Raw genomic sequence first — 22,279 nt, 5'->3', positions numbered from 1 at the left:
ATCGGGGTTTTTCTTTTCTGGCATATTACATCGATTTAATCGATGTGCATTGATAGGGGTAATGATGGACAGATTGCGACAGGATTTTTCTCTTTCGGCGGTAGTGGCGGGCGCCATCGCGGTGATAGTGTCTTACGCCGGCCCGTTGATCATCGTGTTTCAGGCCGCCAGTGCGGCGCACTTGCCCACGGAGGTGATCTCCTCCTGGATTTGGGCCATCTCCATCGGCAGCGGCATCACCGGGCTGATTTTGAGTTGGCATCTGCGGGTGCCGGTGATCACCGCCTGGTCTACGCCCGGCGCGGCATTGCTGGTCGGGTTATTGCCAGGGGTGAAGATCAACGAGGCGGTGGGGGCTTATATCGTTTCTTCGCTCATTATCGCCGTCATTGGTCTGTCCGGCGCCTTCGATAAACTGATCGGTAAATTACCCCGGTCGATCGCCGCCGCCATGCTGGCCGGGATTTTATTCCACTTTGGCGCCGAGATGTTTGTGTCCATTCAGTTGCAACCGGCGCTGGTCATGGCCATGTTCGTGACCTACCTGTTGTTTAAACGCCTGTTGCCACGCTATGCCATTGTCGCCGTGTTGGTGATCGGCGGCGCAGTGGCGGGAATGAGCGGCATGTTGAACGGCGGGGATATCGTCGTCAGCGTAGCCCACCCGGTTCTGATTACCCCGGCCTGGAGCTGGCACGCCATCATTAATATCGCACTGCCGCTTACGCTGGTGACGCTGACCGGTCAGTATGTGCCCGGCATGGCGGTGTTGCGCTCCTCCGGTTACGCCACACCGGCTCGGCCGATCGTCTCGATGACCGCGATTGCCTCAGTGTTGCTGGCGCCGTTTGGCTCGCACGGGGTAAATCTGGCGGCCATTACCGCAGCGATTTGCACCAGCGAAGAGGCGCACCGCGAGAAAAGCAAACGCTACATCGCCGGCGTGGCCTGCGGGATTTTCTACATTGTGATGGGGATTTTCGGCGCGACGCTGGCCTCGGTGTTTACTGCATTACCCAAAGAACTGATTATCTCGCTGGCCGGGCTGGCGCTGTTTGGCGCCATCAGCACCGGGTTGACCGGCGCAATGGCCGACGAGAAGCAGCGGGAAGCGGCGTTAATCACTTTCCTGGTCACGGCGTCCGGCATGAACTTTTTAGGCATGGCGTCGGTATTCTGGGGGTTGATCTTCGGGTTGGCCGCGCACTTCTCCCTGACTGTGCTTTCTGGCCGCCGTCCGTTGTTGGCCAGATAGAACGCGATTGAGGATGAAAGAGATCCCCTCAGAGCCGCCCGGCTCTGAGGGAAGGGCGCAGATTAATAGGTGTGGAAATAGTCCTGAATCACCTGCGGATTATGGGTTTTGGTCAGCGCCAGCATCAACAGAATGCGTGATTTAGCCGGGTTGAGCGAGTCGGAAACCAGGCCGGGCTGGCCCGCATCTTCAGAAACAATACCGCTGCCGGTGCGGCTGGCGCGAACGACCAGCACGCCGGCTTTTTCCGCTTTTTTGATCCCGGCCGAGCTACGCACTGAAACCGACCCGGCACCGGTGCCGGCATAAACAATCCCGTCTACCTTGTGCTGAATGGCTGCGTCATACATGTATTCAGGATCGTCCTGATAACCGTAAATAATGTCGACCTTCGGCAGCGCGCTGACATTGCGCACGTCAAAGACCGAGCGAGTGGTGTGAATTTTATCCACCCGGGTTTCAAAGTAAGGTTTACCGCCGACAATCACCCCCAAATAACCTTCCTCCGGCGCTTTGAAGGTGTCCAGCGTGGTGGCGTTGGTTTTGGTGCTGAAACGGGCGGAACCAATACGATCGTTCAGCACCACCATGACGCCGCGGCCGGCTGCCTGTTTATCGGCGGCGACGGTCACCGCATCCAGCAGGTTCATCGGGCCGTCGGCGCTGATGGCCGTCGCCGGGCGCATGGCGGCAGTGAACACTACCGGTTTGTTACTTTTTACCGTCAGGTTAAGGAAATAGGGCGATTCATCCAGCGTGTCGGTGCCGTGGGTGATCACTACGCCGGCGACGTCATCGCGCGCCAGCAGTTCGTTGACGCGTTTTGACAGTTTGAGCAGGATCTCGCTGGTCATGTTTTCGCTGCCGATATTGGCAATCTGCTCGCCGTCCACCCGGGCGATTTTCTGCATTTCCGGTACCGCGGCGATCAAGGTATCCACCCCAAGCGCCCCGGCTTTGTAGCCGGTGGTTTGGGTATTGGAGGCTGCCGAGCCGGCGATGGTGCCGCCAGTGGCCAAAATAACGATGTGCGGTAACTCCCCGGCCGCGGTCGCCGCGTTGGCGCAACCTAAGGTCAATAAAACAAATGCCACTCTAATTATTTGAAACATAGCGCTACCCCTGATTAAAAAGCCAAATTAGGCGGAGTAGCCAAAGCAAAAAGGGTGCCAGTTAAGCGACGGGCGCAAATAGCGGGAAAGCGAGCGGATCAAGGTGGGTATTGCACCCGGTGCGGGAGCGGCCCGCACCAGAATGGATCTCTCTTCAGCGTTGCGGCCCCAGGCCGTGGGTGAGCAGCGTAATGGCGTGACGGGCAATATCGTCGGCACACAGTGGGTTGAGGGAGTTATCGCGCTGCCATTTTGACGCCGTGGCCAACGGCAGCAGCGTCATGCCAAACAGGGTGACAATCAGCAGAGAGGGCTCCAGATCGGCATGCAGCTTGCCTTCCGCCTGCCAACGAACGATGGACTGCATCGCCGTTTTGCGTTGCTTGTCGCCGAAGCGCTCGTCCATTCGCTGTTTCAATACGCCGCTGTCGCTCATCACTTCTCGTAACCACAGCGGGGCGAACCACGGATGCGCGATGGAAATATCGATAAACCGCTGCGCCAACTCAGTGAAAGCCGCCACCGGATCGTCCTCGTTGGCGTCGAAAACGTCGCCGGCGGCGATTCTCACCGGCAGGAAACGTTCGTCTATCAGCACATCGAGCAGTTGTTCACGGTTGTGAAAGTAGTAGTGCAGCATCGCCGGGGTAACGCCGGCCTCGCGGGCAATGGCGTTCAGCGAAGTATCGGCAATGCCCTGGCGGGCGAACAAGTTCAGCGCCGTGTCGAGCAAGTGCTCCCGTTTCTCTGCCCCGTTGGCCGCGCCGCTGGGCCTACCAGGGCGGCGTGGAGAGGCGGTTTTTTTAACGTTTTGTGCTGTCATCGCGGCGAGATCCATTGACCGGAGAAAAGAATAACTCATATATTAATTACTCAGTTAATTAATTACAAGCGGACTCACTCGAATGGGCATTGATAACACCGCAGGCCACGAAGATAGCGGCAGGGCGTCTGAACAGGCGCCCTCGATCCGTTTGCTGTTCTCCGCGCTGCTGCTGGTGATGCTGCTGGCGGCGCTCGATCAGACCATCGTCTCGACCGCGTTGCCGACCATCGTCGGCGAGTTCGGCGGGTTGGAGAATTTGTCTTGGGTCGTGACGGCCTATCTGCTGGCATCGACCATTGTGGTGCCGCTGTATGGCAAGTTTGGCGATCTGTTCGGCCGCAAGGTCGTGCTGCAAATCGCCATCGTGGTGTTTTTGCTCGGTTCGGTGCTGTGCGGACTGGCACAGAACATGACGCAATTGATCCTGATGCGCGCGTTGCAAGGACTGGGCGGCGGCGGTTTATTGGTGGTGACCATGGCGGTGGTGGGCGACGTGATCCCACCGGCCGATCGCGGACGCTATCAGGGGTTGTTCGGTGGGGTATTTGGCCTGGCGACGGTGGTCGGGCCGCTGATCGGCGGGCTGCTGGTGCAGCATTTCTCCTGGCGATGGATCTTCTATATCAACCTGCCGCTGGGGGTTTTCGCCCTGTTGGTGATAGGCGCAGTGTTCCAGTCGCGGGTCAACCGGGTTAAACACGAAATCGACTATTTGGGGGCGGCTTATCTCGCCTCGGCGCTGACCTGCATCATCCTCTTTACCAGCCAGGGCGGCACGGTCATGGCCTGGTCGGATGGCCAGCTGTGGTGCATTCTGGCCTTCGGATTGGTGTCGCTGGGCGGGTTTATCTACGAAGAGCGGCTGGCGAGCGAGCCGATCATTCCGCTGGGGCTGTTTCGTAATCGCACCTTTGTCTTGTGCAGCCTGATCGGTTTTATCATCGGCATGTCGCTGTTTGGTTCGGTGACCTTCCTGCCGCTGTATTTGCAGGTGGTGAAAGACTCGACGCCTTCGCAGGCCGGGATGCAGCTGCTGCCACTGATGGGCGGCATTATGATCAGCTCGATCGTCAGCGGCAGGCTGATCAGCAAAAGGGGCAAATACCGTATCTTCCCGATTATCGGCACCCTGTGCGCGTTGGCGGGCATGATCCTGCTCGGCACGCTGACAAATTCGACGCCGGTGCACCGGTTGTATCTCTATATCAGCCTGTTGGGGCTGGGATTGGGCATGGTGATGCAGGTGATGATTCTGGCGGCGCAAAACAGCGTGGAGCCGCAGCATATGGGGGTCGCTACCTCCAGCGCTACGTTGTTCCGTTCGATTGGCGGTTCGATAGGCGTGGCGGTGTTTGGCGCTATTTTTACCAACGTGCTGCACAGCCGCCTGGCCGCGTTGTTGCCGGAGGGCACGCAACTGCCGCGTTCTCTGGGCGCGGCGGCGGTACACCATTTGCCGGCGGCCTTGCAGCAAGACTATCTGCAGGCTTTCGGCGGGGCGATCCACTCGGTGTACCAGATTGCCGCCTGGGTCATGGTGCTGGCCTTTGCGCTGACCTGGTTGCTGAAAGACGTGCCGCTGCGGCAAAAATAGGGCGTCTCTCATGCTTTGCGAAGGACTTTTACCGAATCCTTACGTAACCCTGTCAGACTAAAAAGATCAGAATCTATATATTGAGAATAAACGTTCTCAATAGGATAGATACTCGATGCAGAGCAAAAAGATTTTTCTTGTCGGCCTGGCGTTATTGCTGACCGCCTGTGATGGCAAACCCGGCGGAGCCCCGATGGGGGCGGGCGGCACGCCGGAGGTGGGGGTCGCGACGCTGCACGGCCAACCGGTCACGCTGAGCAGCGATTTGAGCGGCAGGGTGAACGCCACCATGACCTCGGACGTTCGTCCGCAGGTTGACGGCATGATCAAACAGCGCCTGTTTACCGAAGGGGCCGAGGTAAAAGCCGGCCAGGTACTGTATCAAATCGATCCCGCCACCTATCAGGCCAGTTATAACCAGGCTGCCGCACAGTTGAAAAGTGCACAGGCGACGGTGAAATCCAGCCGTCTGAAGGCGCAACGCTACGCCGCGCTGGTGAAAGAGAATGGCGTCTCCAAACAGGATGCGGACGATGCGATGGCGACCTATCTGGAGGCGGTCGCCGCTGTCGACCAGTATCAGGCGGCGCTGGAAACCACCAAAATCAATCTCGCTTATACCCAGGTGCGCGCGCCTATTTCCGGCCGTATCGGTATTTCCTCGGTGACGCCGGGTGCGCTGGTTACCGCCAGCCAGACCGATGCGCTGGCCACTATCCGCGCGCTGGACCCCATCTATGTCGATCTCACGCAGTCCAGCAGCCAACTGCTCAGGTTGCGCAAACTGCAGGCGTCCTTAAAACGTGACGATGTCACACCGGTCGCCATCAAGCTTGAAGACGGCACGCCTTATGCGCATGACGGCAAACTGGAACTGACGGAAGTGTCGGTGGATGAGTCTACCGGCTCAGTTACGCTGCGCGCCGTATTCCCTAACCCGGAGCATGAATTGCTGCCGGGCATGTACGTTCACGCCAGAGTCGATAACGGCGTCGATCCGAAAGGCATTCTGGCACCGCAGCAGGGCATCACCCGCAATGCCAAAGGTGAAGCCACTGCGTTGGTGGTGAATGCGCAAAACAAGGTCGAGCAGCGCACGGTCACCACCGAACGGGTGATCGGCAGCAACTGGTTGGTCAGCAAAGGGCTGAACGACGGCGATCGTCTGATCGTCGAAGGCACCAATAAGGTGGCCGCCGGCGTCGAAGTCAACGCGGTCGAAGTGCCGAAACAGACGGCGACCGGCACGGCTAACGGTGGGGAGCAGTAATTATGGCGCAGTTCTTTATTCGGCGGCCGGTGTTTGCCTGGGTGATCGCGATCATCATCATGCTGTGTGGCCTGATGTCGATCAATTCGCTGCCCATTTCGCAATACCCGGACGTCTCTCCACCGCAGATCGCCATTTCGGCTACCTATCCGGGCGCCGATGCGGAAACCCTGGAAAACAGCGTGACGCAGGTCATTGAGCAGCAGCTCACCGGCCTGGACGGCCTGCTGTATTTCTCGTCGACCAGCAGTTCCGACGGTTCGGTGAGCATCAACGTCACCTTCGATCAGGGTACCGATCCGGACATCGCCCAGGTACAGGTGCAAAACAAGGTGCAGCAGGCGGAAAGCCGCTTGCCGTCCGAGGTCACCTCGCAAGGGGTAACGGTCAAGAAATCGCAGAGCAGCTTTTTGCTGATCGTCGGTCTGTACGATGAGACCGATAAAGCGACGATGGCAGACATCGCCGACTATCTGGTCAGTAACCTGCAAGACCCGCTGTCGCGCATTAACGGCGTGGGCGACGTGCAGGTGTTCGGCTCGGAATACGCCATGCGCATTTGGCTGAACCCGACCAAACTGGCGTCTTATTCGCTGATGCCGTCCGATGTGGAGACGGCGATTGAGGCGCAGAACACCCAGGTTTCTGCGGGTAAGGTCGGCGATCTGCCGGCCGTCGCCGATCAGCAACTGACCGCCACGGTCAAGGCGCAATCGCGGCTGCAAACGCCGGAGCAATTTCGCAATATCATCCTGAAAAGCGACAGCAGCGGGGCCCTGGTTCGCCTGGGCGATGTGGCGCGGGTTGAGCTGGGCAACGAGGATTACTCTTCCAGCGCACGCCTGAACGGTCACCCTGCGGCGGGTATCGCGGTCAAGCTGGCCGCAGGGGCCAATGCGCTCAACACCGCCAAGCTGGTCAAGGCCAAGGTGGGGGAATACCAGTCATCCATGCCTGACGGCTACAAGGTCGCCTACCCGAAAGACAGCACCGACTTTATCAATATCTCGATTGAAGAAGTGGTGAAGACGCTGTTCGAAGCGGTGGTGCTGGTGGTGATCGTGATGTTCATCTTCCTGCAGAACCTGCGTACGACGCTGATCCCGACCATTACCGTGCCGGTGGTGCTGCTCGGCACCTTTGGCGTGCTGGCGGTGTTCGGTTATTCGATCAACACCCTGACGCTGTTTGGCATGGTACTGGCCATCGGGCTGTTGGTGGATGACGCCATCGTGGTGGTAGAGAACGTCGAGCGCGTGATGCGCGAAGAAAAACTGCCGCCGCGCGAAGCGACGGAAAAGTCGATGAAAGAGATCACCGGCGCGTTGGTGGGCATTGCGATGGTGCTGTCTGCGGTGTTCCTGCCGATGGCGTTCTTCGGCGGATCCACCGGGGTTATCTATCGCCAATTCTCCGTCACTATCGTCTCTTCCATGGCGCTTTCGGTGATCATGGCGCTGACGCTGGCACCGGCACTGTGCGCCACGTTGCTGAAACCCGCGCATGAGGAACTGACCGACAAAGGCCTGCTGGGCAAATTCAACCGGGGTTATGACCGGCTGCAGGCGAAGTATGCCGACAAGGTCGGCAGGGTGGTCCACCGCCCAATGCGTTATCTGCTGATGTATGGTCTGTTGCTGATCGCGGCCGCCGTCATGTATATGCGCCTGCCGACCGGCTTCCTGCCTAACGAAGATCAGGGGATGGTGATGGTGCAATATACGCTGCCGGCCGGCGCTACCGACGCTCGTACCTCGGTGGTCAGCGACGAGGTGAAGGATTACTTCCTCAACAATGAGAAGGCCAACGTCAACAGCATTTTTACCATCAACGGCTTTGGTTTTAGCGGCAGCGGCCAGAACGCCGGCATGGCCTTCGTCAGCCTCAAGGACTGGAGCCTGCGCAGCGGCAGCGAGAACACCGCCGACGCGATTGCCAAACGCGCCATGGGGCACTTCGCCGGCATTCGCGATGCTCAGGTGTTTTCGATGAGCCCGCCGTCGATCGACGGCTTTGGCCAGTCCAACGGGTTCACCTTCGAGTTGCAGGCCAAAGGCGCAACGACCCGTGCGGAGTTGCAAGCGATGCGTGACCAGATTATTGCCGCCGCCGGCAAAAATTCGGGCCTGATCGCCGTGCGCGCCAACACCTTGCCGGACACCCCGCAGCTGCAGGTGGATATCGATAATGACAAGCTGCAAGCGTTGGGCCTGAGCGCCGGCGACGTCAGCAGCACCCTCACCAGTTCTTTCGGCAGCACCTATGTTAACGACTTTATCGACCGTAACCGGGTGAAGAAGGTCTATATGCAGGGGGATGTGGAGTTCCGTTCAAAACCGGAGGATCTGGATAAGTGGTTTGTGCGCGGCAGCTCAACCAGCACCAGTTCAGGCACGACCACGACCAGCATGACGCCGTTTTCGGCCTTTGCCTCATCGCACTGGATCTACGGGCCGGAAAACCTGTCGCGTTATAACGGGCTTTCGTCGTTCGAAATCACCGGCGAAGGCGCTCCGGGCACCAGCTCCGGCACCGCGATGGATGAAATGGAAAAACTGGCGGCGAAGTTCTCCGCGGGCAGCAGCTACTCCTGGAGCGGACTGTCTTATCAGGAGCGCCTGACCAGCGGCCAGGCGGGATCCTTGTATGCCATCGCGCTCTTGGTGGTGTTCCTGTGCCTGGCGGCGTTGTACGAGAGCTGGTCTATCCCGTTCGCGGTCATGATGGTGGTGCCGATGGGCGTGGTGGGTTCGCTGTTGGCGGTCACGCTGCGCGGTCTGGAAAACGATATCTACTTCCAGGTGGCGCTGTTGACCATTATTGGCCTGTCGGCCAAGAACGCCATTCTGATCGTGGAGTTTGCCGAAGAGAAGTACCAGCACGGAGAAACGCTGATCGCCTCGGCGGTCGAAGCATCCCGTATGCGCTTGCGGCCGATTCTGATGACGTCGCTGGCATTTACCGCCGGGGTGTTGCCGCTGGCAATCTCCACCGGTGCCGGCGCCAACAGCCGCATAGCCATTGGCACCGGGATTATCGGCGGCACCCTTACCGCGACGCTATTGGCGATCTTCTTTGTTCCTTTGTTCTACGTTTTGGTACGCCGGGTATTTGCACGTAAACCGGTCGCCGCCAAACAGGTAGAAAGCACCACGCCACAGGCAGGAGAATAATGTGCTGCAACGTTTGATAACTCTGACATTCCCCCTGTTACTGGCAGGCTGTATTTCACTGGATCCGGACTACCAGCGGCCGCAGGCGCCGGTGCCGGAAAATCTGCCGCAAGGTGCCGCCTATGCCACGCCGAGCGGTAAGCTTTCGCTGAGCTATCCGGATATCCCGTGGCGCGATTATGTGGTGGATGCCCGGCTGCGGCAGGTGGTGGCGATGGGGCTGAGCAGCAGCCGTGATCTGCGTGAAGCGATCGCCAACATTGAGTCGGCGCGAGCGTTATACGGCGAACAACGTTCCGAACTGTTCCCAACCATCAACGCAGGGGTGGACGGCACGCGTTCACGCTCTTTGACCGGCAACGGCAATGCGACCGCGATCAGCCAGAGCTACGAAGCCAGCGCCGGCACCAGTTCGTTTGAGTTGGATCTGTTCGGTAAAAACCGCAGCCTGTCGCGCGCAAAATTCGAGACCTATCTGGCGGAGTCCGAGGCGGCAAAAAGTACGCGCCTGACGCTGATCGCCGATATCGTCACCGACTGGGTGAACGTGGCGGCGGAACGCAGCCTGTTGGCGGCCGCCAAAGACACGATGGAAAGCGCCAGGCTGTCGCTGGAGGTGACGCGTAAAAACCAGCAAAACGGCATTTTGTCGATGGTGGATGTGGCTTCGGCGGACACGGTTTATCAGCAGGCGCGTTCGGACGTCGCCAGCTATACCACCAGCGCCGCGCAGGCAAAAAACGCGCTGGATCTGGTGGTGGGGCAAAGCGTGCCCGAAAGCCTGTTGCCGAACGGGATCGAGGCGCTGTCCGGCATCATGAAAGACATGCCGGCCAATGTGTCGTCGCAAGTGCTGCTGAACCGGCCGGACGTCCTGGAAGCCGAGCATAATCTTAAGTCGGCCAATGCCAGCATCGGCTCCGCGCGCGCGGCGTTCTTCCCGTCGATCAGCCTGACCGCCAGCGGCGGCGTGGGCAGCGGGGAGCTGTCGTCCCTGTTCAGCAAGGGTGCCGGCGTCTGGTCCTTTGCGCCAAGCATCAGTCTGCCGATTTTCACCGGCGGCTATAACACCTCGCAGCTCAACTACACCAAGGCGCAAAAGGATCTGTACGTCGCCACCTATGAGAAAGCGGTGCAGACGGCATTCCAGGAAACGGCCGATGCGCTGGCGCGCAAAGGCACCATTGGGGAGCAACTGGCGGCGCAAACCGGCTACGTGGCTGCCTCGCGGGAATATTACCGCCTGGCTGAACTGCGTTATCGGCACGGCGTGGATACCTACCTGAACATGCTGGACGCGCAGCGGACGCTGTACACCGCTCGCCAATCGTTGATCAGCGCGCAGCAAACCGAGTACCAGAACCTGATTACGCTGTATAAGGTTCTGGGGGGCGGCATTACGGCAGAGAAGCAGGGGGATAGCGTGGTCGCCAATAGCACGACCCTGACCCGTTAACTTTACTCGCAATCAAAAAACCTATTACGCAGGGGGATGTTATCACCCTGCATTTTTTATATTTATCCGGTGAGAGAAATGTAAAGAAAAGGAAAATAACCCCGACCCGCAGAACTCGATACAATAAGAAAGGTCAGAGAAATATCGCTTCTTTCCCGCGGCCAAATATATTGAGGTTGAAATGGACAGTGATATTCAGCAACAAGTGATTTCCGTTATCGACAGATATAACACGCCCGGATTTCTTAAAAAGGGCATCGCCGTCACTCTGAATACCGAGATAAACAAAGAGCTTAACCTGACCTTGCCGATGGCCGAGACGCTGATGCGCGGCTACTTCGACACCTTCAACATAGACAACAGCAGTTACAATCACGATCTGTATTTTCGGCAAGAAGCAAAGTCGGGGATATTATTCTCCGCGTCGCCTCGCCGCGTGAATGACTGGGATCTGGAAATGGACAGGATCCGGCCGCTGTATGTTTACATGCTGGTACGTTCCGCCCGGGCCAAGCGCTGGCTTTATGATATCCATTTTCTGATTGAACAATTAAAATGATGCGAAACAGGTACGGATTATTTTCTGTTTCCTGACGCTAAATTAACGCCAGCGGAAAAGAGAACTTCTTATGAATACCCTATGGCTTTCAAGTTGGCCGCTCTAGCACATCCATGTGCTCGCGGCATTCGTACATCCCTGTACATCACTGCCAGGCACCCAGCTCGTTCATCCGCAGGAGCTTACTCCGGTAAGTGACTGGGGTGAACGCGTGCAGGTAACAACGCTGCAGCTTGAAAGACGACGGGTATAGAGGCAGCATCAGAATAGATGCCTTGTGCTGTGCTGTTGGCCCGCATGTCCGATTGCGGGCCTTTTTTGCGACGGGTTTATTGTTCCAACACCTCGGCAAATTTCGCCAGCCACTGCGGATGCGCCGGCCAGGCTGGGGCGGTCACCAGATTGCCGTCGACGTGGGCCTGATCGATACCAATATCCGCATAATGCCCGCCGGCTAACTGCACTTCAGGGGCGCAGGCCGGGTAGGCGCTGCAGGTGCGGCCTTTCAACACATTGGCGGCGGCCAGCAGTTGCGGGCCGTGGCACACGGCGGCTATCGGTTTGCGTGCGGCGTCAAACGCCTGCACCAACTTGATCACCTGCGGGTTGAGGCGCAGGTACTCGGGCGCTCTGCCGCCGGGGATCAGCAGGGCGTCATAATCCTCCTCCCGCGCGGCGGCAAAATCGGCATTCAGGATAAAGCGGTGGCCGGGTTTTTCACTGTAGGTCTGCGCACCGTCAAAATCATGGATCGCCGTCATGATGTAGTCGCCTTTGGCCTTATCGGGGCAGACGGCATCCACCTGGTGACCAATCATCTGCAATGCCTGAAAAGGCACCATGGTTTCGTAATCTTCGGCATAGTCGCCGACCAGCATCAGGATCTTTTTCTTGCTCATGAGGAAGTTCTCCGGAGGGGAAAGGATCCCTAACATATAGCTTATGCGGGCAGGGTACGCGAACCAGAATCAAGACAGCGACTTGTCTTTTCTTCGATACCCTGTCGATACGCCTGGAGAACGCCCCGTAGTGACAGGTAATATTTTACTCGCACCATGAAAACAACTTTACGGGTATTGATTAAGGCATTTTTGATGAAATAATTTTTTCAATAAGATAAATAAATTAAATCTAACAGCATAATCATATTGTTAGTATGGTTATTCTTAATACAGGATAGTTATATCCTTCAGGTTGCTTGCATATGCCTACTGGTATCCTATATTAAAGTTTCTGCTGGGAATAGGTTTGTGGCGTGTTAATTTTTCGCGGTACGTCCGTGTAAAAACAACGTCCAGCCATTGCAATACATTATTATTAACCTGCTAACAATGTATATTACGTGCATGTATTAGCGGGTATGAGTATGCCAAGCCATATTTATCGATGCGTAACGGGTTCATAGAACACCCCGTAGATAAATATTGTCAATTTATCTGTGTATGATACCACCAGGAAGAGTCATGCTAAATATCAGCAATGATATTGGCTCGTTTATTCGTGCTTGCAGGTATTTAATACAGATTTGGGTGTTTTTTAGATAATTTTAAACTCAGGAGTTTTATTTCGCAGCTAAATATAACTTAACGATATCGTTGCTTACTCGGTAGGCAACGAGGAGGCGTTTATCATGAGTGCAAATCAATCTAATTTATCAGACTCTCACTATGGTTATGACTTCGTCGTGGCCACTTCTCAGGCCAGTATTAACGGAACGATGAAAGAGTATTTATATAATTCCGTTTTTCCCACGGTAAGGATGTATTGGAATCAAGATGATCAAGGCCAACCGGTAGCGATATCCCGAGATGAACTCTTGCAGCAAACTCAGGGGACCGATCCGCTAACCGTGCCAAGTTGGAATCAGGGCGACCCCATGACACCTGAAATAGAAAATATTAATAACAGCAATTTCTATTTTGCCTTCGAGGCTGCTATAGGCATCCCTGCCGACATAGAGCCTAATGCCATTCCCGATATCGTTACGTTGCAACCCACCAGCCAGTCGGTCATTTTCAATCTGATTTGCGCGCAGTTTACGGTCGTGACCTGCAACTTTGGCCGACATGGCCTGACCAGTTTTTTCAGCGCCACACAGCCTACCGATTCGCCCTGGCTTTTTACCTCCATCGTTTCATTAAAACAAATTACGGATAATGCCGATCTGCCGCCGGACGTTCAGGAACAGCTTAACAATCTGGGGCCGGATGCTTTCAGCGTACAGCAGCTGTTTTTTGATTTAGATAACGCAGCGCTGGAGTCAACGCCAACCATCAGTGGCGTTACACCAGGCACACCGGCCTACACGGTATTGTCCGAAGTGTTTTTAGGGGCCTATTTCACGGCAATGAAAGCCAATGCCCAACCCGTGTTGAATTACTCTATCGTACAGAACACGCCCGACAACAATCCGTCGACCCTCAAGTTGACTAAAATGGAACTTGAGGTCAGCCCCTATACACCGATCAGTACCAGCACTAATGATTTAAATACGCTTAATTACCTGTGTGAAGTCAATGGTAACAGCCTTCCACCTGCGGTGCCTTTCTCCTGGAACTGGATCGAACCTGCTGAAGAGTCCAGTTTTGACGGCGTTATTGCAATAAACAGAAATACCTTCGCTGATTATTTTAAAAGTCAGCTATCCAATTACGTATCAGCAAACTGTTATAAAGCCTGGGTGAGAGTTTGGCTTTCCGGCTTTCTTGATACGACGATCAATTACAGTTGGTCAATGACTCCTTATCAAACGCCGACCGTGAATATTCCGGCAACGGGGAATACTATTTTAACCTATTCCTACAGCTCCTCAGACAATGATGAAGCAGGGCTGGGCGGCGACATGGGCGAGATGACATTGGGTACGACGTACAACGCCACCGTTACCTTTACCGGCAATACCATTGTCGTCGAGCAAAAATTTGTCGTTTCGGTCTATATTCGATCCCTGCAGTCCTCGGAGAGCTGGAACGCAATAAACAAGACCATTACGGACACCTATACATTGGCTATCGACCAGGAAGGGCATTTATCCGCCAGTCTGATTTCAGTACCTGTTGATAATTCCGATGCTACGCCAAGCACCAACTGGTTTATTGAAATCTTTACCGGCCTTAATGATCTGGTGGGCGATATTGCCGACTGGGCCAGCGATTTTTCTCAGACGGGGTTTCACAGCATGCCGTTAAACGTCGCCCAACGTTTCGTTTTCCCTGGAGGCAAAACATTTACCTTCAAAGACGTAGTTTTCTCTAACAATCAGGACCTGGTTTCACATATTTCTTATGTTCAACCCGGGCTGACAGCCAAGTCGATTAAGCCGGCTAAATTCTAAGAAGGTAAATAATATGACTACGCCAAAAGTAGAAGTCTCGGTAGAGTTGATGAAAAATTACAAACAGACGTTACTGATGTCGCCGGAGAAGCAGTTTGAAGCTCTCCAAACCCGCAGTGGCAACTCGCTGTTGTTTTCAGTGGGTTCGGACGGCGCGTTTTACGCCACCGAAGAGTCGATAAAACATGATACCGGTTGGGAAAAACACAATATCAGCGCCGGGCAGATTGCGCAGAGTTTTCCCGGGCAGAGTAACATTGTTTGTAAAATGTTTGATGCAGGGCAAAGCGTGGTTGATGGCACTGTTGGCCTGGCGATGGTGCTTAATGACGGCGTAAACGATCATTTGTTTCTGAACCTGGGCAATTCCAATGCCGATACCGATTGGTTAAAAAAACCGGTGTGGGTTCAGTATCCGTTCGATAACCCGGCAAAGAACATCACCATTGCCGGCGTTTATCTGAGCGAGACCCTTAACAACAAACAATATATCGTTGTCGATATATTAAGGGATCCCAGCAGCGCTGAACATCTGATTTCCCGCTATTACATCAACACCCAGGGTACGCCCGCCTGGATGCCGCACGATGTGTCGATAGATTTGGAGGCCGGCAGCTACAGTAGCTGTTTGGGGCGCCAGTATTTGTCCGGTAGCCCTCACCAGCCGACAATCGATGGGCTGTATACTGCCGGACAGGTCGACGGCAACCCGCAGTTGATTTTCCAGCCGCTGTACAATGTATTCAACCCCGATATACCGGCGCTTTCGGCCCGTTTATTGCTCCCCGGCAACCTGATCGCCGACAGCATTGCCTCTTGCCGTAAACCCAATATGTCCAGCGATCTGTATGTTTGCAGCAACGGTGGGCTTTACTGCTTTGCGAGTGATAATCAGACGGATGGCGCCATTGGCGTTTTACTGGCGCAAAGCAGCCTATTTAACGGCGTGAGAAAAATGTACGCTGCGCAATCCAACAATATGTCCGTTGTCTGGGGATTGAATGGCAACGACGAGATTTTTTACCTTCGTTGCCCATTGGGCCAAGAGCTGGCATCGCCTTCAGCATGGAGCTATCCATTGCCGATCGTCACGGCGGTCGATCAGTTCTCGCCTTATCTGAACCGGGTGGACGACGGCAATACCTTCTTTACGGTAGCGGGCAATCTGTTGAATAAATGGGTGAAATCGACCGACAATACGCTGTGGACGTCACAGAGTATTACGCTGCCTTCGCCGGACAGTAAAGATACCCAAAAGTACAGTTCCTATACCACCCGGATCCAGGTCAGCGATGAGAATAACCAACCGCTGGCAGGGGAAAGGGTATCCATCAGCGCCGGATCCAGAGTCGGCGTCTATATCAATCATTTGTATTATATTGTTGATGCCGCCGGCATTCAGATAAATACCGATGAGTTTGGCAGCATAACCGTAATCGAATGGATAAACGGCCTGACCGGGACCCGATTGAGCGTATTGCCCGCCAATGGGCCAGCCACGTTGGTGGACCCGATGGACAAACCGATGCGGAAAATTGCGCAACTTAATAGCGTCGACAGCCTGAAGCAGGCCACCATTACCCATGCTGACGGCTCGTCCAGCCCCTTGATCGGTGCCGGTGTCTCCAATGCGGAGCTGCAAAGCGTTGCCACATCAAATAGTCAGTTAGGCGAGGTTTACGGCACGTTGGGCGCTGCCGCCTTGCAGAAAACGGCATTGGCGCAAATGTCGCCCGCATCGTCCGCATTGAGCGTTGATGGGATAGATGCCCTGTGGGTCGACATCGGTGACCTTTTCAGTTGGTTGGCGTCGGGTGTGGAAGCCGTTATTCAAATCATTGAGGATGCCGCAAGCAAAACGTGGAACTTCATTGCCAGGATTGCCGGGAAGGTCTACGCGGCGGTACTGGACGCCGCTGAAAAAGTGGTTGAGGCTGCGGTTTGGGTCTTTAACGCCATCAAAACGGCGATTACGGATTTGATCCAGTTCCTGGAGTTCCTGTTCGAATTCAAAGATATCCTTGTCACCCATCGCGTGATGAAAAACGTGTTTACCCAATGGGTGAAGCAGAGCGTGAACAGCTTGAGTGGCCTCAAGACGGAAGTGTCTGCGGTTTTTCTCGCGTTGCAAAATGATATCAATAGATGGGCGGACATTCCGGGGTTTGACCAAACGCCGGCAGGCACCAGTGCCTTAAATCCGCCGTTGAATGGGCAAAACAGCGCGCCGGCTCAGCTCGGTATACACCATTATCAAGGCAATATGTCGAGCGCGAGTTCGACATTCAGCCCCCCTTCGGTGGACCAGGCGATTTTTCAGGACCTGCTTAACTTGCTGGACAGCGAAGAGGCCACGTTAGTGGGTGCCTATAACGCGATCCAAACGGATATTATCGGCCAGTTCGATACGTTGTCGGTGACTCAGATCATTCAGAAATTCACCGCGATTATTGTTGATACCCTACTGCAAACCACAGAGAACATTCTGCTTGCTGCTATCGATGTGTTTGTTCAACTGGCCGAGGGTTTTCTGAGCTTACTGGACGAGCCTCTTGATATCCCGGTGATTTCCTGGCTCTACAAAGAATTGACCGGCGACGAACTTTCCTTCCTCGATCTGTTTTGTTTTATCGCCGCCATCCCGGCCACCCTGGTCTGTAAAATCACCCTTGGCGCCACTCCCTTTCCGCAAGGGGATGCATTCACTCAAGGATTACTGGAGGCCGAAGATTTTGAGCAGGTTCGCCAACAGTTCTTCACGCTGGCGTCCTCTTCGCTGCCAGGTGCCAACCGATATCGCGCGGGTGAAACGCCGGTCCTGGATGGTGCGCGTCTGAAAGTGTTTGGGCTGGTCTCCGCTTTCTTTGCATTAGCAGGCAGCGTAGGGCTGGTGGTGGTCCTTTCACTGCAACGCGTCGCTGAGGAAGGCGATGGCAGTTTCGCGGGGAGTTGGCCAAAAACGTTGGCTCTGGTGGGTGCGATTGCCAATGTGTCTTATGTTTCCCCCAATCTGGCGACGCTGATCAATGCGCAGACCGCCACTTGGTGGCAGCAAATGAACAATACGCTGACCGGGATAAGTATTGTCAAAGGATTCGTTAACATCCCGCTTGCGACGCTGCCAACGGGGCATCTGGCCACTACGATATCTGCCGGCGTGGAGTCGGTGATCAATCTGGTCTGGAACGTGCCGGTTATCATGAATATTGTTGAAAACCATGACAAATGGAATACCAGCTATCAATCATTGATCCCGGAGTCTATCGCAAACTTTGCCTTTAATTTCGGCGGCATACTCGAGTTTCCTATCGCCGTGACCAAGGATCCTCGGGCCAAACTGATCGAAAGCGTGATTCAATACGCGCTGATGGTCGGGTACGGCGGCATGTCGGTGATCGCCGGTGGCATCAACGAATCCTCACATTGAACCGAACTGGCGCAGCGCAATCGGCTTTGCCCGGTTGCGCTGGCGTCGTCGGTGGCGTGTGCTGGGCGCGAATGAATCTGTGAAGAAGAAACGCTGTTCGCCCGAAGCGAAGATCGGCACTGGAAAGGTTTAAGGCAGAGGGAGAAGGGAAATATCCCGGCCCGCAAAGCAGGCCGGGCAGTACAACGTATTAACCAGGGTAAATGCCACGCTCTTTACGTGCGGTCAGGATACGCTCACAGGCGACGATATAAGCCGCTGTGCGCAGGCTGCACGTTTTCTCTTCGGCCTTGTTCCAGACGTGAACCATAGCGTCGGTCATGATCTTGTCCATACGCTCGTTGATTTCGCTCTCGCTCCAGAAGTAGCTGGCCATATCCTGCACCCATTCGAAGTAACTGACGGTCACGCCGCCGGCGTTACAGATAACGTCAGGCACTACGGTAATGTTGCGTGAACGCAGCACGTCGTCCGCATCCGGATAGGTTGGGCCGTTAGCGCCTTCCAGCACCAGCTTGGCGCTCAGGATTTCTGCGCGCTGGCGGGTGATCTGGCCTTCCAGCGCCGCTGGGATCAGGATATCCATGTCAACCGACCAGAAGGCTTCGCTTTCGATCTCTTTGGCGCCAGGGAAGCCCGCGATTTGCTTGTTCTTGGTCTGCCATTCGGTCAGCGCGGCCAGATCGATGCCGTCCGGGTTGAACAGGGTGGCCGAGTGGTCCTGAATCACCACTACGCGGGCACCGACGCCAACGAACAGGCGAGCGGCTTCGCTGCCTACGTTACCAAAGCCCTGTACCGCGACTTTAGCGCCTTCAATTTCAACGCCAAGACGCTTGGCCACTTCGCTGCCGGTGACGAACACGCCGCGACCGGTGGCTTTTTCACGGCCCAGAGAACCGCCAAGGTGAATAGGTTTGCCGGTGACCACGCCGGTGATAGTGGTGCCGTGGTTCATGGAGTAGGTGTCCATCATCCAGGCCATGACTTTCGAGTTGGTGCCGACGTCCGGCGCAGGGATATCTTTCTGCGGCCCGATGATAAAACCGATTTCGCTGGTGTAGCGGCGGGTCAGTCGCTCCAGCTCGCCTTCAGACAGTTTGAAAGGATCGACGCGGATACCGCCTTTGGCACCGCCGTAAGGCAGGTTGACCGCCGCACATTTGATGGTCATCCATGCTGACAACGCCATGACTTCATCGAGATCAACATCCGGATGGTAACGGATGCCGCCTTTACCCGGGCCGCGCGACAGGTTGTGCTGAACGCGGAAACCTTCGAAGTGGCGGATAGAACCGTCGTCCATCTGCAGGGGGATATCGACAATCAGCGCACGCTTGGGATGACGGAGGGTATCAACCCAACGAGACAGGTCACCGAGGTAAGGTGCAACGCGGTCGATTTGTTGCAAGTAGGTGGACCAGGCCGTTGTGCTGCTTTCTGAAGCGTAGGATAGCTTTTCCATAACCAACCTTTTTTTATCTAGGTATTTATTTTGTTTAACCGTGGATTACTAAGTGCATAACACTTTTGCGACGCTAAATTTACCATTAAACCTGCCGGTTGTTAGCCCCCCCTGATCGGGCTGCAGGCCGGTTTCCAATGGGTTTTGACGGGTAAAAATGAATAGTTAATTACTTTTGTCGGGAGGTTACGTGGGGTATTCATGCTTTATGCACAAAAAACGCATAAATTTTGCCTTTATCTATTTGTCAGAAGCTTGAATGTGATCAAAAAGTTTCATTTTATTTAACCACCATGTTGACAATGCCGTTTCCTGACGACGGCGGGGAATCCCTGTTAAAACGGCCTGATATTGTGTTTTTCTTAAACGAAACCAGCTTCAACTGGCTGATATATCGAAAATCTTACGCCGTTAACGGACTGTTCACGCAAAATGTGGGCTACAGCACAGTCCGTACCGTCGTTTTATGACCTGTGGCGATATTCACTTTCCGTTAACAAAATGGCTGGTGGCATATTGCCGCTTCAGGCTCAACATGTGCCATTACCGCAGCGGTGAACCAAGGGAAGGCGGCCGCTCTCCCGCTCGGCATTACACGGCAAGTAAGGTATGCTAAGCGGCTGTCCAGATGATGAGAATCGGCCATTATCATCATGCTTATCGTTACGGAGAAACAGCCCAGTGCTGAAACCCACGCCTCAACTTGAATTATTGCAGTCGGTCGCCGACGGTATCGCAGCCCTGTTTTTCCCTAATGTGGAAGTAGTGATACACGATCTGTCGACCAACAAAGTCGCCTACCTCGCCAATAATCTGTCGAAACGCAAACCGGGTGACGATGCCGGCCTGGACGATTTTGATATCAACAGCGGCGCGCCGGTCACCGGCCCTTACGAGAAGCTCAACTGGGATGGCAAAAAAATGCGCTCGGTGAGCATTCCCGCGCGCGATGAACAGGGCAATCCGAGCTATCTGCTGTGCATTAACCTGAGCACCAGCATCTTTGAGGACGCCAGAAACGCGCTGGACATGTTCTTGTCGGTGACGCGTTTGCAGCCACAGCCGCAGCAGCTGTTCAAGGATGACTGGCAAGAAAAGATCAATACCTTCCTGCATGAGTGGCTCCGCCTTCAGAACACCTCGCTGGCATCATTGAGCCGTGAGCAAAAAAAGCGATTGGTGATCGATCTCTATAATGAAGGCGCATTCAAGGCCAAAAGCGCCGCCGATTATATCGCCAACGTGTTATCCCTTGGGCGCGCGACGGTCTACAAATACCTGAAAGAGCTAAAAAAAGGCGAGGGCGCCGCCTAAGCCCATTTCAGAGCGGCCAACGGCACGGCTAAAGGGTCTTGCGGAGTCTATGCCTGTCAGCCTGTTGCCAGTGATTTCGGCTTTGTTCGCGGTGTTGGCCAGCGTGTTTATCGCCCCGATAGCAGGCCACTTTGATCGTCATTATGTTGCCGTGGTTCATGACCTGCTCCATGATCGCGGCGATTAGGTAGTCCGTATCGACCTAAACTGGCACAAAAATATCCAACTCTTCTTAGCGCTACACTATTCGCTACTTCCCAGCCAGGAACGTTTCTAGGAATAACTGATGTTCTGTTCTCTACACGAGTACGATGCCGTTTTTGTCCTAACCCTACATTAATGGATTTGATTTTCTCATAATCTTGTGATCTAAGAGCCGGAAAAATAAAAAATATGGTATTTTTGTTTTTTTGAATTATAGTTTTCATCGCCTTTATTAAAGTCTGGTTTATATATGACAAGAATGTTGATCAGACTAATCATTGCTTTATCCATGACAAGCAATGCATGCTTTTCTAATAACAGTTATGTTATTGGTTTCGGTATTCCCCAAAAATATGCAGATTCTTTAAACAGGGTTAGGGCGAATTTTAGGTCACTCAATTAACATTATCTGTGGCCTTCATAAAATTAGTGGGAAATATCACGCTATAACAATAATTTTTAATGCCATTGCACAGTGTTATGAGGTTAACATGAAATCAACCGGTAGAGTAGAGTATGAATCGTTTGACATTCCCATAGGGATGTCACCAGATGAGGAGCTTTTAAAAGGAATAAGTTACGTTAGGGAAGGACTATTTAATAGGCAACTATCAGATGATGAAACCATTTACAAGTTTTTTAATCATACGGCTTACAGACGTAGGTGCATCCTGTTTTTTGACCAAAAGAAAGAGGTCGCTGGTTACCTTTGTTTGCAGTCTTATAATCTAAGTGGTCAGGGAATTAATATATTAAGATGTCAAACAGCCTTGAAAAAGCATATAAGAGGGAAAACAGGGATAGTGAGGCATATATTGACTTACTTGTTTTCTGAAAAAAGAATATACACGCAAAAATCATATGCAATGTATTACATGATAAACCCTGCCTCCTACTCTCTCGCTATGAAATTTTCCAAGAATGAATTTTGGCCTAGTTATGGTTATGATGGTAATGCAGCAGGGATTGAATGGTATCGAAAAACCCTCTCTGGGATAGACAGGGATATCATAGAGAGAGAGGGCGTGTTTATTCACAAAAGTAAAGATGGATATGTCATTGAAAAAGCACTCCCACCAAAAAACAAACATGTAGATTTTTTCCTAAGTAAAAATCCAGGCTACATAAACGGTGATGGGCTTGTCGTGATCGGAAAGATAACATTCCTCATCATATTTAGGTATGCATTTAGATTCTTAACAAGAAAGAAACCGAAAAAATAAAGGCACCGACAATACTGATGAACACCCCACTAACAATCGCCCGTGGAATATGGTTGCACTGTACAAC

At 54.0% G+C, this 22,279-nt stretch carries 14 protein-coding genes; 10 read left to right on the top strand and 4 right to left on the bottom strand.

What is annotated here, in order from left to right:
* The first annotated feature begins 61 nt into the window (after positions 1-61).
* On the top strand, positions 62-1,255 hold the full coding sequence (locus tag ACUTQW_RS05660) for a benzoate/H(+) symporter BenE family transporter (protein WP_445654816.1): 1,194 nt from the start codon (positions 62-64) through the stop codon (positions 1,253-1,255).
* A 62-nt stretch (positions 1,256-1,317) separates the two neighbouring features.
* Here the strand turns inward: ACUTQW_RS05660 and ACUTQW_RS05655 are convergent, their stop codons facing one another.
* Positions 1,318-2,367: a type II asparaginase gene (locus ACUTQW_RS05655; protein ID WP_004944676.1), complete on the bottom strand. Its 1,050-nt coding sequence runs from the start codon at positions 2,365-2,367 to the stop codon at positions 1,318-1,320.
* 154 nt (positions 2,368-2,521) lie between these two features.
* Positions 2,522-3,190: a TetR/AcrR family transcriptional regulator gene (locus tag ACUTQW_RS05650; RefSeq protein ID WP_006325436.1), complete on the bottom strand. Its 669-nt coding sequence runs from the start codon at positions 3,188-3,190 to the stop codon at positions 2,522-2,524.
* An 82-nt stretch (positions 3,191-3,272) separates the two neighbouring features.
* Here ACUTQW_RS05650 and ACUTQW_RS05645 point away from each other — a divergent pair, with 82 nt between their 5' ends.
* The 5 genes from ACUTQW_RS05645 to ACUTQW_RS05625 all read left to right on the top strand — a co-directional run bounded on the left by ACUTQW_RS05645 (position 3,273) and on the right by ACUTQW_RS05625 (position 11,245).
* Complete coding sequence (locus ACUTQW_RS05645; protein ID WP_006325435.1) at positions 3,273-4,787, top strand: MDR family MFS transporter; 1,515 nt, start codon at positions 3,273-3,275, stop codon at positions 4,785-4,787.
* A gap of 115 nt (positions 4,788-4,902) precedes the next feature.
* The gene (locus ACUTQW_RS05640) at positions 4,903-6,057 is read left to right on the top strand and encodes an efflux RND transporter periplasmic adaptor subunit (protein ID WP_006325433.1); all 1,155 of its coding nucleotides are present in this window, start codon (positions 4,903-4,905) and stop codon (positions 6,055-6,057) included.
* A 2-nt stretch (positions 6,058-6,059) separates the two neighbouring features.
* Complete coding sequence (locus tag ACUTQW_RS05635; RefSeq protein ID WP_006325431.1) at positions 6,060-9,230, top strand: efflux RND transporter permease subunit; 3,171 nt, start codon at positions 6,060-6,062, stop codon at positions 9,228-9,230.
* A 1-nt stretch (position 9,231) separates the two neighbouring features.
* On the top strand, positions 9,232-10,686 hold the full coding sequence (locus tag ACUTQW_RS05630; protein ID WP_006325430.1) for an efflux transporter outer membrane subunit: 1,455 nt from the start codon (positions 9,232-9,234) through the stop codon (positions 10,684-10,686).
* Between the two features lie 181 nt (positions 10,687-10,867).
* The gene (locus ACUTQW_RS05625) at positions 10,868-11,245 is read left to right on the top strand and encodes a DUF1493 family protein (protein ID WP_004944660.1); all 378 of its coding nucleotides are present in this window, start codon (positions 10,868-10,870) and stop codon (positions 11,243-11,245) included.
* Positions 11,246-11,574: 329 nt separating this feature from the next.
* Here ACUTQW_RS05625 and ACUTQW_RS05620 read toward each other — a convergent pair whose 3' ends face one another.
* Positions 11,575-12,144: a DJ-1/PfpI family protein gene (locus tag ACUTQW_RS05620; protein WP_020439067.1), complete on the bottom strand. Its 570-nt coding sequence runs from the start codon at positions 12,142-12,144 to the stop codon at positions 11,575-11,577.
* Between the two features lie 731 nt (positions 12,145-12,875).
* Between ACUTQW_RS05620 and ACUTQW_RS05615 the strand changes: the two genes are divergently transcribed.
* Together ACUTQW_RS05615 and ACUTQW_RS05610 are read left to right on the top strand one after the other, a co-directional pair.
* A complete protein-coding gene (locus tag ACUTQW_RS05615; RefSeq protein ID WP_235196194.1) occupies positions 12,876-14,579 on the top strand; it encodes a hypothetical protein in 1,704 nt (567 codons plus the stop codon).
* 13 nt (positions 14,580-14,592) lie between these two features.
* Entirely contained in the window at positions 14,593-18,006 is a 3,414-nt protein-coding gene (locus ACUTQW_RS05610) for a hypothetical protein (RefSeq protein WP_004944652.1), read from the top strand.
* A 190-nt stretch (positions 18,007-18,196) separates the two neighbouring features.
* On the opposite strand, the gene ACUTQW_RS05605 is transcribed toward ACUTQW_RS05610, so the two are convergent.
* Entirely contained in the window at positions 18,197-19,471 is a 1,275-nt protein-coding gene (locus tag ACUTQW_RS05605; RefSeq protein ID WP_006325427.1) for a Glu/Leu/Phe/Val family dehydrogenase, read from the bottom strand.
* A gap of 681 nt (positions 19,472-20,152) precedes the next feature.
* On the opposite strand from ACUTQW_RS05605, the gene ACUTQW_RS05600 reads away from it, so the two are divergent.
* Together ACUTQW_RS05600 and ACUTQW_RS05595 are read left to right on the top strand one after the other, a co-directional pair.
* Positions 20,153-20,785: a helix-turn-helix transcriptional regulator gene (locus tag ACUTQW_RS05600; protein ID WP_037432930.1), complete on the top strand. Its 633-nt coding sequence runs from the start codon at positions 20,153-20,155 to the stop codon at positions 20,783-20,785.
* A 695-nt stretch (positions 20,786-21,480) separates the two neighbouring features.
* Positions 21,481-22,212 carry a hypothetical protein gene (locus ACUTQW_RS05595; protein ID WP_037430967.1) on the top strand — a complete coding sequence of 244 codons (732 nt, stop codon included), beginning with the start codon at positions 21,481-21,483 and terminating at the stop codon, positions 22,210-22,212.
* The last annotated feature ends 67 nt before the right edge of the window (positions 22,213-22,279 follow it).

The organism is Serratia sp. TSA_7 (genome assembly GCF_052692135.1).
This window is presented reverse-complemented; position numbering and strand designations above follow the sequence as displayed.